Raw genomic sequence first — 15,146 nt, forward strand, 5'->3', positions numbered from 1 at the left:
GCGCGATCCATCCAATTTATGTAAACGTTAAATTAATCACGATCGTAAGCATTGCATTAACCTTGTTTTGACGATTGCCGCTGCAAAGTCCGGCTTGGCTAGGTGGTTTGCCAATGGCGAGGGTTCGGACAGATGCCAGCATCCCGATTGATTATTCTGAGCGTGGCGGTGGCCGCGGCGGGCGGTGCTGGTTATGTCGCGAAAAACATGGTCGCTCCACCGCCTCAGATCGTAGTCGATTCTGGCCCCCTAGCCCCGGCGGTATCCCTGCAGGACGTGCTCGTGCTTTCGGGCGATGTCGCGATGGGCAACGCGCTCCAGAACAGCATCGCCTGGCAATCCTGGCCCGCTGACGGCATCAACCCGAATTTCATCACCAAGGCCACCGCTCCCGACGCCCTGGAGAAGCTGAAAGGGTCGATTGCCCGTGTGCCGATGTATGCGGGCGAGCCCGTCCGGCGCTCCAAGTTGATCGGCGAGGGGCAAAGCTTCATGTCGTCCATCCTGCCTTCCGGCATGCGGGCGGTCGCCACGACCATATCGGCCGACACCTCGGCCGGCGGCTTCATTCTTCCAAACGATTTCGTCGATGTCATCATGACCCGCAGGGCCGATGCCAACACCGGGGCAGGCTTCAGCACCGAAACCATCCTGAAGAATATTCGCGTCCTGGCAATCGATCAGACCATCCAGGAAGACGAGGAAGGAAAGAAGACCAGGGTAGGCCAGACCGCCACGCTGGAGCTGACGCCCAAACAGGCCGAGATCATCACAGTCGCCCAACAGATGGCGGATCGCCTGACGCTGGCGTTGCGGGCGATCACGGACACCCAGGAAAAGAATGTGGACGAGGCCGACTATCTCGTTTCCGGCAATGGTCGCAGGGGAACGGTGAGGCTGATCAAGTCGGGCGAAGTCTCCGAGGTAGGGGCAAGGAAATGAGGCTAAGCGCTAAACTGCCGGCAATCGTAGCCATGGCATTCGGCCTGCTGCTCGTCGGAGCGAATGTGCGGGGCGTCGAGGCGAAGAGCACGCAGGTGTCGGCCACGACAGCCACCCAGCGCGTCAAGCTTGGCCTCAACAAGTCGGTGGTCATAGACCTGCCGAGCGATGCTTATGACATTCTTGTCGCCAACCCCTCCGTTGCCGACGCTGTGACCCGCACCGCAAGGCGTATCTATCTATTTGGCAAGTCGGTCGGCGAAACCAACATCTTCGTCTTTGGACCGAACGGCGAACAGATCGCCAGCCTCGACCTTGCCATCGAGCGTGACGTCGCCGGCCTGGAGGACTATATCAAGCGCTTCCTTCCGACCTCGACCGTGAAGGTGGAACTGCTTAACGACAACGTCATCCTGACCGGCACTGTCGACACGCCGCTGGATGCGAAACGAGCGGTCGACCTAGCGACGATCTTCGTCTCGGGCGGTGAGGCGACGACGGGACAGTATTCGCAGACCGCCGCCGGCGGCTCGGCCCAGAGCGGCGTCGACATCAACAACCCGGACCAGGAGCGCCGCACCAGCAAGATCGTCAACCTGCTGCAGATCATTGGTGACGACCAGGTCACGCTGAAGGTGACGGTGGCCGAAGTCAGCCGCTCCGTGATGAAGCAGCTCGGCGTTAACATGGTCGGCAGTGGCGGCAGCAACGGCATCAGCTATGGCGCGCTCAGTGACCCTTTCACGGGTCTCGGCAAGCCGCTCTCGAACGCGGGTTTGAGCATCGGCTCCTCCGCGCTCCAGGCATATATAAACGCCATGGAGCAGTCGGGAGTCATGAAGACATTGGCCGAACCGACCTTGACCGCCGTATCTGGTGAGAAGGCGACCTTCAAGGTTGGTGGCGAATACAACATGGTGACCGGCGTCTCCGCGAATGTATCGCAAGACAACCAGACGGGCTTGAAAAACTATTCCGTCGATAAGATCGAATACGGAATCGGATTGGAATTTCAACCGGTGGTTCTATCGCCCGGCCGGATCAGCCTGAAAGTCAGGACTTCTGTTTCCGAGCCGACGACCGAGGGGTCCGTGTCGGCATCCACGGACAATCAGAGTATCGGCATGAATGCCCTATCACTGCGCAAGCGTCTTGCCGATACGACCGTCGAATTGCCCTCGGGTGGGTCCATGATGATCGCCGGCCTGGTTCGCGACGATGTAAGGCAAGCCGTCAACGGCTTGCCTGGGCTGACGAAGATTCCAGTGCTCGGCGCGCTTTTCCGCAGCAGGGACTTCGTGCGCAACGAAACCGAGCTCGTCATCATCATCACGCCCTATCTGGTGAAGCCGGTGGCGCGCAATGAACTCGCCAAGCCGGACGACAATTTCAACGCTGCCAGTGATGGTGCCGCCATGTTCCTGGGCAAGGTCAATCGCGTCTACGGCACCATGCGGACCGACAGGCCCAACGGCCGCTATCACGGCGTTGTCGGCTTCATCTACAAGTGAACGGGAAAGCGGACATGTCTCAGTCAGCATTGAAGGCAAAGACCATGGCGATGCGCTCCGGTCGTTCTCGGACAGGCCTGCAGGCCCTTCCGATCCTCGCGGCAGCGTTGACGGCTCTGCTGGCCGGTTGCGCCCAGCGCGACAGCATTACCGTGGGCGCCATCCCCGACGACTATCGCACCAATCATCCGATCGTCATCGCGGAGAAGAACCAGAAGATCGATCTTCCCGTCGGCGCCGGCGACCGTGGCATGACCGGCTCGCAGCGCGACACGCTTCTGGGGTTCCTCGACGGTTACGACAAGTCTGCCGCTCCGACATTGACGATCCAGGTTCCAAGCGGATCCGCCAATGAGCTTGCCGCCACGGCGGCCGGCCGCGATTTCGCCCGGCTCGCGGTCGCCGCCGGTGTCAAGCGCGACCGGATCATCGTGGTCTCCTATCAGGCTGGATCGAGCGAGGCCTCAGCCCCGGTTCGCGTTTCCTATATCGCGGTGAGGGCACAGACCGACAAATGCGGACGTTGGCCCGATGACCTGGTGGACACCTCGGAAAACAAGCACTACGCCGATTTCGGCTGCTCCTATCAGAACAATCTTGCCGCCCAGATGGCCAATCCAAATGATCTTCTCGGGCCGCGCAAGCAGACCACCATCGATGCGGAACGGCGTGGTCAGGTCATCGATGACTATCGGAAAGTTCCGTTGGCAGTGCCTCCGGTCAGCCAAGAAGTCGATTACTGATTATGACTGCAAAGTCTAGGGGCAACCAACCATGAGCAGCCTTGCCTATGACGCCACCGTCGAGGGCGGCGATACCTCGCCGCAGGACGTCGCCGCGATGCAGACGTTGCGGCCGGTTCCGCGCATTTCGATCCAGGCATTCTGCGAGACCGAGGGCGTTGCCAATCCGGTCCAGCGCGCCGGCGAGGACCGTCGCATGACCAAGGCGCATCTCAAGGTCCATATGGGCGGCGTCGCCACGGCGATTGAATTCTACCAGTCGGCGCCGACGCCCAACCTGATCCTGCTGGAATCGCGCAGCGAACCCAAGCAATTGCTTGAGCAGCTCGCCCAACTCTCGGAATACTGCGATCCATCCTCGAAAGTGGTGGTGATCGGTCACTACAATGATGTCGGTCTTTATCGCGAACTCATCCGTTCCGGCATCTCCGAATATGTCATCGCGCCGGTGTCGATGGCCGACATCGTCAGCGTCGTGTCGTCGATCTTCGTCGATCCGGATGCCGAACCGCTCGGCCGCACGGTCGCTTTCGTCGGCGCCAAGGGCGGCGTCGGCTCTTCCACGATCGCCCACAACGTCGCCTGGGCAATGTCCTCGCTGTTCAAATCCGAGGTCGTTGTCGCCGACCTCGATCTCGCCTTCGGCACCGCCAACATCAATTTCGACCAGGATCCGGCCCAGGGCATCGCCGAGGCGGTGTTCTCGCCCGAGCGCATAGACGAAGTCTATCTCGACCGGCTGTTGACCCAATGCGCCGAGCACCTGTCGCTGCTTGCGGCGCCCTCGACGCTGGACCGCGTCTACGACTTCGATCCCGATGCCTTCGCGCAGCTTGTCGATACCGCGCAGCGCAGCGTGCCGCTGCTTGTGCTCGACGTTCCCCATGTCTGGACGGGATGGGCCAAGAACACGCTGGTCAAGGCTGACGAGATCGTCATCACGGCGACGCCGGAACTGGCCAATCTGCGCAACACAAAGAACCTGGTCGACATGTTGAAACGGCTTCGTCCGAACGACCCGCCGCCGAAATTGATCATCAATCAGGCCGGCGTGCCAAAGCGGCCGGAGATCTCGGCATCCGATTTCGTCGAACCGCTCGGCCTGACACCGATGTCGGTCATCGGCTTTGATCCCCTGCTGTTCGGCAATGCCGCAAACAACGGGCGGATGCTGGGCGAGATGGATGCCAAGAACCCGGTTGTGGCCACGATCAACGAGATTGCTCATGTGCTGACGGGCCGCAGCGAAATCCGGGCGAAGAAGAAGGCTGGCCTGGGCAGTCTGCTCGGCAAGCTGTCGCGCAACAAGAAGTGACGCAATGGGGTCGGTAGTCGGTCATGTTCGGTAAAAGAGGCAACGACGACGGCAACCGGTTCACTCCGGAATTTCGCCAGCCGGCACCGGCTACGGTTGCGCCGGCCGCCGCGGTTTCGGCCGACACCGCGGTTCTTGCACGGCCCGCGGCCCCGCCTCAGCCGAGCGCACCTGTCGCGCCGCCGGCCAGGCGCGCGGTCGAAGCGCCATCCATTGCGCCGGAACCGAGGAAGGGCCGCGAAAAGAGCGAAACCTATTATGACACAAAGAGCCAGGTGTTCTCGGCTCTCATCGATACGATTGACCTGTCGCAACTCGCCAAGCTCGACCCGGAAAGCGCGCGCGAGGAAATCCGCGACATCGTCAACGACATCATCGCGATCAAGAACTTCGCGATGTCCATCGCCGAGCAGGAAGAACTGCTCGAAGACATCTGCAATGACGTGCTTGGCTACGGGCCGCTCGAGCCTTTGCTGGCGCGCGACGACATCGCCGACATCATGGTCAACGGGTCCAAGAACGTCTACATCGAAGTAAACGGCAAGGTCGAGCAGACGGGCATTCGATTTCGCGATAACCAGCAGCTTCTCAATATCTGCCAGCGCATCGTCAGCCAGGTCGGCCGCCGCGTCGACGAATCCAGCCCGATCTGCGACGCTCGTCTCCCCGACGGGTCGCGCGTCAACGTCATCGCGCCGCCGCTGGCCATCGATGGCACCGCGCTCACCATCCGCAAATTCAAGAAGGACAAGCTAACGCTCGATCAGCTGGTCAAGTTCGGCGCCATCTCTCCGCAAGGGGCAGAAGTTCTCAAGATCATCGGCCGTGTCCGCTGCAACATCGTCATCTCGGGCGGCACCGGCTCCGGCAAGACGACATTGCTCAACTGCCTGACCAACTACATCGACCGCGACGAGCGCGTCATCACCTGTGAGGACTCGGCCGAACTACAGCTGCAGCAGCCGCATGTCGTGCGCCTGGAAACGCGTCCGCCCAATCTCGAGGGCGAGGGCGAGGTGACGATGCGCGACCTGGTCAAGAATTGCCTGCGCATGCGGCCTGAACGCATCATCGTCGGCGAAGTGCGCGGACCCGAGGTCTTCGACCTGCTTCAGGCGATGAACACGGGCCATGACGGCTCGATGGGCACGATCCACTCCAACAGCCCGCGCGAATGCCTGAACCGTATCGAATCCATGATCGCCATGGGCGGCTATTCGCTGCCGCAGAAAACCGTGCGTGAAATCGTCGTCGGCTCCATCGACGTGATCATCCAGGCGGCACGCCTGCGCGACGGGTCGCGCCGCATTACCCATATTACCGAAGTGATCGGAATGGAAGGCGACGTGGTCATCACCCAGGATATCGTCCTCTACAACATCAAGGGCGAGGACGCCAACGGCAGACTGCTGGGAGAACACGTGTCGACCGGCATCGGCCGCCCGCATTTCTGGGAACGCGCGCGCTACTACGGCGAAGAGCAGCGCCTCGCAATAGCGCTCGAGGCCATGGAGAAACGTGCTGACTGACGCACTCACAGGCGTGAAGGTTCTGGTCGATGTTTGGAATTGACGGCACCGTACTGGCGTTTGTCGTACTCGCCGGCTTCAGCGCCGGCGCGGTCGCCTATGTATTTCTGTTCAACCAGATCAGCAATGAGAAACAGGCCGGCAGGCGGCTGGAAACGATCAAGGCCGCCGAGACGGACCGTTCCGTCGTCAAGGCCACCCGCGACCGGGCGGCCGACGCCGCCAAGCGCCGCAAATCGGTGCAGGATTCACTGAAGGATCTCGATGAAAAGCAGAAATCCAAGGACATCGCCGTCAAGAAGCCGCCGCTGAAAGCGCAGCTTCGCCAGGCTGGGATGAAGGTGTCGATCGAACGTTTCTATATCTATTCGGCCATCTGCGGGCTCGCGCTGACGGTGGTCGCGTTCGTGGCCGGTGCGCCGATGATTGTCTTGCCAGGTGTGCTGCTCGCCGGAGCGCTTGGCCTGCCGCGTTGGTTCGTTTCTTTTCGTCGTAGCCGGCGCGTCAAGTCATTCCTCAACGAATTTCCAAACGCGCTCGACGTCATCGTGCGGGCGGTCAAGTCCGGCCTGCCGCTGAACGATGCCATCCGCCTGATCGCCAACGAATCCCCTGAACCGGTCAAGACCGAGTTTCGCCGCATCGTCGATTCGCAGCAGATGGGCCTGTCGATCCCCGACGCCACCTTGCGCATGCCCGAAACCATGCCATGCACCGAGGCGAGCTTCTTCGGCATCGTCATCCAGATCCAGTCGCAAGCCGGTGGCAATCTCTCCGAAGCGTTAGGCAATCTTTCGCGCGTTTTGCGCGACCGCAAGAAGATGAAGGCCAAGGTCGCGGCCCTGTCGATGGAGGCGAAAGCGTCCGCCGCCATCATCGGCGCCTTGCCTTTCATCGTTGCCTTTCTCGTCTATCTCTCCAGTCCCAACTACCTGATGCCGCTGTTCACGACCAGCGTCGGCCATCTGATCCTCGGTGTTTCCGCCGTCTGGATGTCGATCGGCATCTTCGTGATGCGCAAGATGATGAATTTTGAAGTCTAGGGCCGTCGCATGACAGAACAAGTCATCAAATCACTGACGGATCCCAGCCTCCTGATTGCAATGCTGGTCGCTGTCGCCGTGTTCGCAACCGTTTTTACGCTGCTGCCGGCGCTTGGCGGAAACCAGCTGAAGGCCCGCATGAAGTCGGTCGCGCTGGAGCGTGACGAGCTTCGCGCCAAGCAGCGCGCGCGGCTTGCGAACGAGGCCGATCGCCGCCGCAAGGGCCTGCGCGAGCAGCAGTCGGTCGGTATGCGCAACATTGTCGACCGGCTCGATCTGCGCCGTGCATTGGCCGACGAGTCCACTTTGCAAAAGCTCAAGGTCGCCGGCTTTCGCGGGCAAAATCCGCTAACGCGATTTTTGTTCTTCCGTCTGGTGCTTCCTTTTGTCGGTTTCGCGCTGGGTCTGTTATATATTTTCGTGCTCGGAGGGTTGCCCGACAAGCCATTGGTGATCCGGCTTTTCGTCTGCATTCTCGTCGCCTATGGCGGCTTCTATGCGCCGGTCCTCTACGTCAACAACCGCGCGACCAAGCGCAAGCAGTCGATCCAGCTGGCGTGGCCGGATGCGCTCGACCTGATGCTGATCTGCGTGGAATCCGGCATGTCGGTGGAAGCCGCGCTGCGCAAGGTTGCCGACGAGATCGGCGCGCAATCGGTGGCCCTGGCGGAAGAATTTATCCTGACCAACGCCGAACTCTCCTATCTGCAGGAGCGCAAGCAGGCTTACGAGAACCTGGCAAGTCGCACGGGGCTGGAATCGGTCAGGTCCGTGTCGCAGGCGCTCGTCCAGGCCGAGCGCTACGGCACACCGGTGGCGCACGCGCTGCGCGTGCTTGCCGCGGAAAGCCGAGACATGCGCATGAACGCGGCCGAGAAGAAGGCCGCCGCGCTGCCGCCCAAGCTCACCGTGCCGATGATCCTGTTCTTCCTGCCGGTGCTGTTCGCCATCATCCTGGGCCCTGCCGGCATCCAGGTCAGCCAGCGCGGCATCTTCGGCCAGTCGCAAAGCAACGGCACCCAATAGGCGAATCCGCACAATCCAAACGAAAGAGCCGCGCGGAAAGTGCCGCGCGGCTCTTTCGTTTGGCGCGATCGGGCGCCGCGCGCGGCGATCAGTTGGTGGCGGCTTTCGCCGGTTTCGCCTTGTCCTGATCCTTAAGCTGGCTCCAGGCGTTCTGCTGAGCCAGCATCTGCCTGAGATAGGCGACGTTGGCCTGTGCCTGTTCGGGGGAAAGTTCTTGCGAGGCGATCTTCTCGGCTTCGTCGAAGCGACCCTGCAGCCCGACAACGAGCGCCAGGTTCTGACGCACCCGGCTGTCGGCATTCGGCTGCTGGGCGGCAGAGCGCATATAGGTCTCGGCCGTGCGCAGATCCCCTTCCAGCACATAGGACATGCCGAGATTGGAAAGGATCGATGGCTCGTTCGGCTTGAGTTCGAGGGCCTTGCGGTAGAGTTGGCGCGCTTCGTCCTTCTGGCCGACCTGATCGAGGATGGCCGCCTCCGCCGACACCAGCCTCCAGTCGGGGTATTCCGGCGTTTGTGCGCGGCGCACGGCGTCGAGCGCTGCCTCGAACTGGCCATTGGCCGCCAATGCCTTGCCATAGGCCGCGAGAACTTCGCGGTCCTTGGGGTAGGCGATCGCCAGCTTGCGCATCACGGCGAGCGACTGGTCGGCATCGCCGTCCATCTGCAGCGCCGCCGCGAAGTTGGTCGCTATCCGCTTGTCGTTGGGGTTCCTCGCGTAAGATTGGCCAAGTGCGGCCGTGGCATTGTGCAATTCTCCCGCCGACATCGTTTCCAGCGGCTTGCCGCTGGTGCGTCCGATCGAGCCTGTGGTCAGTTTGTCGGTCGCGCAACCGGCAACGCCCGCCGCGAGCGCCAGCATGAATGCCGTGGTAATGAGCCGTTTTCCCCGGAGGTCTATCGTGCGGTTGGTCGGCATCGGCACCTGGGCCTCCATTCATGCGTGGCCATTGCGTGGCCATCTTCCCTCCAGCAGAAATATTCTGTTAACCCTAACGGAGGGTTAAGACGCGCCGACTCGCAAACTCGGCAGGAGAAACATCTGATGTCCGTTGAACTGGTCGAGAGCAAGCTGAAGAACCCGCTGCCGATCCATCTGATCGCCAGGGACGGGCTGGAGACGGCCGGTCTGTCGCCGTCTATTGTCGCTTGGGCCAAGGCAAACGGCTTTTCCGGCGAGGCCGGCAGGACGCTGATCCTGCCGGGCGAGAACGGAGCGCTCGGCGGCGCCATGTTCGGTCTCGGTGACGGCGACGGCGCGCTTGCCGTCGGTGCGCTGGCGAAAACCTTGCCGGAGGGCGATTGGCATTTTGCCTCCAAGCCTGCGGAGCCGGAATTGGCGGCTCTTGCAATCGTGCTCGGCGGTTATGTCTTTGCCCGCTACGGCAAGAAACCGGGCAAGGCGCTGCGCTTCGAATTGCCCGCCGGCGTCGATGCGCGGCGCGTTCGCCGTATCGTCGACGGTGTTTTCCTGACGCGCGACCTGGTCAACACACCGACCAACGACATGGGGCCGGACGATCTGGAGAAGGCGGTGCGGACCGTGGCTGGGGTTCACAAGGCCGAAGTCTCCGTCATCAAGGGCGACGATCTGCTCGCACAGAACTTCCCGATGATCCATGCCGTCGGCCGCGCTTCGTCCGATGCGCCGCGTCTGATCGACATGACGTGGGGGCAGCAGGGTGCGCCGAAGGTGACGCTGGTCGGCAAGGGCGTCTGCTTCGACACGGGCGGCCTCGACATCAAGCCATCGTCAGGCATGCTGTTGATGAAGAAGGACATGGGTGGCGCCGCCAACGTGCTGGGCCTGGCCTCGATGATCATGGCCGCCGGGCTCAACGTGCGGCTGCGCGTGCTGATCCCCGCGGTCGAGAATTCGATCGCCGGCAACGCTTTCCGCCCGGGCGACGTGCTGGCGAGCCGCAAGGGCATCACTGTCGAGATCGGCAACACGGACGCCGAGGGTAGGCTGGTGCTGGGAGACGCACTGGCGCTGGCCGATGACGAGGAGCCGCAACTTCTCATCGACATGGCGACGCTGACCGGCGCCGCCCGCGTCGCGCTTGGCCCCGACCTGCCGCCCTTCTACACCGATGACGAGGCGCTTGCCTCCGAGCTGGCGGCGGCATCGCTGGCGGTCGAGGACCCGCTGTGGCGCATGCCGTTATGGCGGCCTTACGACTCGAAACTGTCGTCGAAGATAGCCGACATCAACAATGTCACATCAGATGGTTTCGCCGGCTCGATCACCGCGGCGCTGTTCCTAAAGCGCTTCGTCGAGAAGACGGCAAGCTGGGCGCATTTCGACATCTTCGCCTGGAACCCCGCCGATCGCCCGCATGCCCCGGCCGGTGGCGAGGCGCAGGGGATCCGGACGCTGGAGCGGATCATCTCGACGCGCTATGGCTGATTGCCGAGAGCAAGTCGGCAATTTCGAGAACTGAAACGGAACCGAAACAATTTGCCGTCATGCTGGCGCGATGTCGATTGCGATGCGCCCAAGCCAGGCCCTGCGACTGTGGCAGCAAGTGATGCTGTCGCAGGTGCGCGAGGACGCGCCTGATCTCACCATGCGTCAGACGGCGATCCTGTTCACCATCTACCTCGATCCGCCGCCGCACACCGTGCGCGGGCTTGCCGCCCGCCTCAATGTCACCAAGCCGGTGATCACCCGCGCGCTCGACACGATGGGCGCGCTGAAGCTGGTGTCGCGCCATCGCGACGAACTCGACAAGCGCAACGTCCTGATCAAGCGCACCGTCGAAGGCGCGCTCTTTGTCGAGCGCTTCGGAGATGGTATCATCGCCAAGGCCCACGAACTGCCGATGTAACCGATTTCCATTTGACCGGATTTGACGATTTGACTGCCAGGGACGCCCGCCTCCACGCCTTCCGCTCCGACCTTGCCGATGCGCGGCTGAAAGGCGAGGTGACAGCCGACCGTTTCGTCGCCGGCCGACCGGCGCGCATTGCCGCCTCGGTGGCCGATCTGCGCAAGGGGCCGCGGCCCGACGCTGGCATCAACACGCAGTTCCTTTTCGGCGACGATGTTCTCGTTTTCGAGCAAACCGAAGGCTGGGCTTGGGTCCAGGGCGAACGCGATGGCTATGTCGGCTATGTCGCCGATGCCATGCTGGGCAGGCGTGACCATGCGTCTACTCATATCGTTTCGGTGCCACGCACGTTCCTCTATCCCGGTCCGGACCTGCGCTTTCCGATTGCCGGACAATTGTCCATGGGATCGACCGTAACCGTGACGGGTGCCGCTGAAACACGGGGCACGCATTATGCACTGCTGCCCTCCGGTAAAGCCGTGATCGCTGGCCATCTGCAGCCGATCGGCGAAGGGGCCGGCGACTATGTGTCCGTGGCCGAGATGTTTCTGGGCACGCCCTATCTATGGGGCGGTGTTTCCGGCTTCGGCATCGATTGCTCAGGCCTGGTGCAACTGGCCATGCGCATGGCGGGCAGGGATGTGCTGCGCGATTCCGACATGCAGGCGGTAAGCATCGGCGAGCCGCTCGAACCGGGCCCTGATTTTTCGGGGCTGCGACGTGGTGACCTGGTGTTCTGGAAAGGGCATGTCGCCATCATGACCGACGCCGAAACCATGATCCACGCCAATGGCCACACCATGCTTGTGTCGCGTGAAGGACTGAAGGAAGCAATCGCCCGCATCGGTTATCTCTATGGTGGGCCGACAGGGTTCCGGCGCCCGTAAGGGTTTTCGATCCCCTTTTGTTCCGATTCTGCTTGGCGATTGCCTGTCGCCGCGCTACCTCTGGCACGTGACAGTTGAGCCGCGCCTCGCCGACCAGAATGCCGCAGTCGTCCTGCCCGAGCCATTTCTAAAATGGTTCGGCGAGAAAGGCTGGTCGCCGCGCGCCCATCAGATCGAACTCCTGGCGAAGGCCCAAGCGGGGCAATCGGTACTGCTTATCGCGCCGACCGGCGCCGGCAAGACGCTGGCCGGCTTTCTGCCGTCGCTGACCGAACTGGCCGTCAGGCCAAGGCGAAAACCAGGCCAGGCGCGGCGCGGCATCCACACGCTGTACATCTCGCCGTTGAAGGCACTGGCCGTCGACATCGAGCGCAATCTCGGCAAGCCGGTCGAGGAGATCGGCTTGCCCGTCACCATCGAAACGCGCACCGGCGACACCCCCGCCCACAAGCGCCAGCGCCAGAAGCTTGCGCCGCCCGACATTCTGCTCACCACGCCGGAGCAACTGGCGCTGCTGATCGCGGCAGGCGACGCGAGACGCTTCTTTGAGGATCTGCGCTATGTCGTGCTCGACGAGTTGCATTCGCTGGTGACGTCGAAACGCGGCCATCTTTTGGCGCTCGGCCTGGCGCGGTTGCGCAGCTTCGTCCCAAGCCTGCAGACGATCGGCCTGTCGGCGACGGTGGCCGAGCCGGACGAATTGCGGCGCTGGCTGGTCAGCCAGAACCCACCGGGTGAGATGGCGGAATTGATCACTGTGACCGGTGGTGCCAAGCCCGAAATCTCGATCCTCGATTCCGAGGAACGCGTGCCCTGGGCGGGGCACTCGGCTCGCTACGCCACGCCGGAAATCTACCGCGAGATCAAGCGCCACAAGACGACCTTGCTGTTCGTCAACACACGCAGCCAGGCGGAGCTGCTGTTCCAGGAGTTGTGGCGCGTCAACGAGGACACATTGCCGATCGCCCTGCATCATGGCTCGCTCGACGTCGCCCAGCGCCGGCGCGTCGAGAAGGCAATGGGCGAGAACGCTCTGCGCGCCATCGTCGCCACATCGACGCTCGATCTCGGCATCGACTGGGGCGATGTCGACCTGGTCGTGCATGTCGGTGCTCCGAAGGGCGCCAGCCGGTTGGCACAGCGCATCGGTCGTGCCAACCACCGCATGGATGAGCCGTCCAAGGCGATCCTGATCCCCGCAAATCGTTTCGAGGTTCTGGAGTGCCGGGCCGCACTCGACGCCAATTATCTCGGCGCGCAGGATACGCCGCCACTGGTCAATGGCGGGCTCGACGTGCTGGCCCAGCATGTGCTCGGCTGCGCCTGCGGCGCACCGTTCCGCGCCGGTGACCTGTACGAGGAGGTACGGACGGCGGCACCCTATGCCGGCCTCGATCGGCCGACCTTCGACCGTGTCATCGATTTCGTCGCCACCGGTGGCTACGCACTGAAGAACTATGAGCGCTATGCCCGCATCCGCCTCAACAAGGACGGGCTGTGGCGGGTCTCCAATCCGCGCGTCGCCCAGCAATACAGGCTCAATGTCGGCACCATCATCGAGGTGCCCGCGCTCAACGTTCGTTACGTCAAGGCCGGCAGCAAAGGCGCGGCGTCGCACGGCGGCCGCGTGCTCGGCAAGATCGAGGAGGCGTTTCTCGAGACCTTGACGCATGGCGATACTTTCATGTTCGCCGGCAAGGTGCTGCGTTTCGAGGGCATCCGCGAGAATGAGTGCTTCGTGTCGAACGCGCCCGGCAGCGACGCCAAGGTACCCTATTATGGCGGCGGCAAATTCCCGCTCTCGACCTACCTCGCAGAGCAGGTCCGCATCATGCTGGACGATCCGCGGCGCTGGACGAAGCTGCCGGAGCAGGTGGCCGACTGGCTGCGGTTCCAGTCGGACAAGTCCATGCTGCCCAAGCGCGACGATTTGCTGATCGAGACCTTTCCGCGCGGCAACCGCCATTACCTGGTCGCCTATCCCTTTGAGGGCAGGCTGGCGCACCAGACGCTTGGCATGTTGCTCACCCGTCGCCTCGACAGGGCGGGCGTCAGGCCGCTTGGCTTTGTCGCCACCGATTATGCCTTGGCCATATGGTCGCTGGGCGACATGGGCGCGATGTTCAAAGCCAGGAAACCTTCACTGGGCGCGCTGTTCGACCAGGACATGCTGGGCGACGATCTGGAAGCCTGGCTGGCCGATAGCTGGCTTCTCAAGCGCACTTTCCGCAATTGTGCGCTGATCTCGGGGCTGATCGAAAAACGCCACCCCGGCCAGGAGAAGAGCGGTCGCCAGGTCACCGTGTCGACCGACCTGATCTACGATGTGCTGCGCAGCCATGAGCCGGACCACATCCTGCTTCAGGCGACGCGTGCCGACGCGGCGACCGGCCTGCTCGATGTCAGCAGACTTGCGGACATGCTCTCGCGCATCCAGGGTCGAATCATGCATAAGGCGCTCGAGCAGATATCGCCGCTTGCCGTGCCGATCATGCTCGAAATCGGCAAGATGCCGGTGAACGGCGAGGCCGATGAAACGCTGCTGATGGACGCGGCGACACTGGTTGAAGAGGCCATGGGGCCTGGGATGGTTGATGAATGAATTTCTCGCTGGCGCGCACATCGCTGATTGCCGAGGCCGATCTCGTCGGCATCGCGGGCGAGCGCGCGGTCTGCGATCCGCGCGGCGTGCTGTATTTCCCCGAGCTCAAGTTGCTGACAGTTTCGGACCTGCATCTGGAGAAGGGGTCGTCCCTGGCAAGGCGCGGCACGCTCATCCCGCCCTACGACACTGGCGCGACCCTGCTCAGGCTGCAGGCGGTCATATCGGACTACCAGCCGTCGATCGTCATCAGCCTGGGTGACTCCTTCCACGACGGCGGCGGCGCCGCGCGCATGCATTCGAGCTTCCGCGAACGGCTGGAAGCGCTGATGGCGGGCCGCGACTGGTTCTGGGTCGCCGGCAATCACGACCCCGAAGCGCCCGCGGATCTACCTGGCGAGACCGTGCGGGAACTAGCCATAGGCTCGCTGCTGTTCCGGCACGAGCCATCGAAGGTGAGGATCGAGGGCGAAATCTCGGGTCATCTGCACCCCTGCGCCCGCATCGTGCAACAAGGCCGTTCGGTGCGCAGGCGCTGCTTTGCCGGTGATGGCGGCCGCATGATCATGCCGGCCTTCGGCGCCTATACCGGTTCGCTCAACGTGCTCGACCGCGCCTATGCCGGGCTGTTCCGGCTGGAGTCGCTGATGGCTTACATGCTCGGCACCGAGCGCATCTTCGCCATCTCGCACTCGATGCTGCGGCCAGGCTGAG

At 62.7% G+C, this 15,146-nt stretch carries 13 protein-coding genes; 12 read left to right on the forward strand and 1 reads right to left on the reverse strand.

What is annotated here, in order from left to right; genetic code table 11:
• The first annotated feature begins 132 nt into the window (after nucleotides 1–132).
• The 7 genes from cpaB to AC3CB8_RS08020 are packed head-to-tail and all read left to right on the forward strand — an operon-like array spanning nucleotide 133 to nucleotide 8,109.
• Nucleotides 133–942, forward strand: coding sequence for a Flp pilus assembly protein CpaB (cpaB, locus tag AC3CB8_RS07990; protein WP_352563217.1), 810 nt, complete (start codon nucleotides 133–135; stop codon nucleotides 940–942).
• Nucleotides 939–2,453, forward strand: coding sequence for a type II and III secretion system protein family protein (locus AC3CB8_RS07995; protein ID WP_352563216.1), 1,515 nt, complete (start codon nucleotides 939–941; stop codon nucleotides 2,451–2,453). Before cpaB ends, AC3CB8_RS07995 begins: the two co-directional genes overlap by 4 nt.
• A gap of 14 nt (nucleotides 2,454–2,467) precedes the next feature.
• Complete coding sequence (locus AC3CB8_RS08000) at nucleotides 2,468–3,196, forward strand: CpaD family pilus assembly protein (protein ID WP_352563215.1); 729 nt, start codon at nucleotides 2,468–2,470, stop codon at nucleotides 3,194–3,196.
• 31 nt (nucleotides 3,197–3,227) lie between these two features.
• The gene (locus AC3CB8_RS08005; protein WP_352549940.1) at nucleotides 3,228–4,511 is read left to right on the forward strand and encodes a CpaE/TadZ family protein; all 1,284 of its coding nucleotides are present in this window, start codon (nucleotides 3,228–3,230) and stop codon (nucleotides 4,509–4,511) included.
• A 23-nt stretch (nucleotides 4,512–4,534) separates the two neighbouring features.
• The gene (locus AC3CB8_RS08010; RefSeq protein WP_023783447.1) at nucleotides 4,535–6,040 is read left to right on the forward strand and encodes a TadA family conjugal transfer-associated ATPase; all 1,506 of its coding nucleotides are present in this window, start codon (nucleotides 4,535–4,537) and stop codon (nucleotides 6,038–6,040) included.
• A 29-nt stretch (nucleotides 6,041–6,069) separates the two neighbouring features.
• Nucleotides 6,070–7,083, forward strand: coding sequence for a type II secretion system F family protein (locus AC3CB8_RS08015; RefSeq protein ID WP_023773020.1), 1,014 nt, complete (start codon nucleotides 6,070–6,072; stop codon nucleotides 7,081–7,083).
• Between the two features lie 9 nt (nucleotides 7,084–7,092).
• Nucleotides 7,093–8,109, forward strand: a complete 1,017-nt coding sequence (locus AC3CB8_RS08020; protein ID WP_023773019.1) for a type II secretion system F family protein — start codon at nucleotides 7,093–7,095, stop codon at nucleotides 8,107–8,109.
• A gap of 88 nt (nucleotides 8,110–8,197) precedes the next feature.
• Here AC3CB8_RS08020 and AC3CB8_RS08025 read toward each other — a convergent pair whose 3' ends face one another.
• Nucleotides 8,198–9,028 carry a tetratricopeptide repeat protein gene (locus tag AC3CB8_RS08025; protein WP_023783448.1) on the reverse strand — a complete coding sequence of 277 codons (831 nt, stop codon included), beginning with the start codon at nucleotides 9,026–9,028 and terminating at the stop codon, nucleotides 8,198–8,200.
• A 126-nt stretch (nucleotides 9,029–9,154) separates the two neighbouring features.
• Here AC3CB8_RS08025 and AC3CB8_RS08030 point away from each other — a divergent pair, with 126 nt between their 5' ends.
• From AC3CB8_RS08030 to pdeM, 5 genes are all read left to right on the forward strand, one after another.
• Entirely contained in the window at nucleotides 9,155–10,519 is a 1,365-nt protein-coding gene (locus tag AC3CB8_RS08030) for a leucyl aminopeptidase family protein (protein WP_352549925.1), read from the forward strand.
• A 70-nt stretch (nucleotides 10,520–10,589) separates the two neighbouring features.
• Nucleotides 10,590–10,940 (forward strand): MarR family winged helix-turn-helix transcriptional regulator, encoded by a 351-nt coding sequence (locus AC3CB8_RS08035; RefSeq protein ID WP_023773016.1) that lies wholly within the window; start codon nucleotides 10,590–10,592, stop codon nucleotides 10,938–10,940.
• Between the two features lie 29 nt (nucleotides 10,941–10,969).
• Nucleotides 10,970–11,830: a C40 family peptidase gene (locus AC3CB8_RS08040; protein WP_352563214.1), complete on the forward strand. Its 861-nt coding sequence runs from the start codon at nucleotides 10,970–10,972 to the stop codon at nucleotides 11,828–11,830.
• Nucleotides 11,831–11,897: 67 nt separating this feature from the next.
• Entirely contained in the window at nucleotides 11,898–14,432 is a 2,535-nt protein-coding gene (locus tag AC3CB8_RS08045) for a ligase-associated DNA damage response DEXH box helicase (protein WP_352563213.1), read from the forward strand.
• A complete protein-coding gene (gene pdeM / locus AC3CB8_RS08050; protein ID WP_352563212.1) occupies nucleotides 14,429–15,145 on the forward strand; it encodes a ligase-associated DNA damage response endonuclease PdeM in 717 nt (238 codons plus the stop codon). Before AC3CB8_RS08045 ends, pdeM begins: the two co-directional genes overlap by 4 nt.
• Nucleotide 15,146 lies beyond the last annotated feature (1 nt).

It is taken from the genome of Mesorhizobium sp. P160927 (assembly GCF_057766385.1).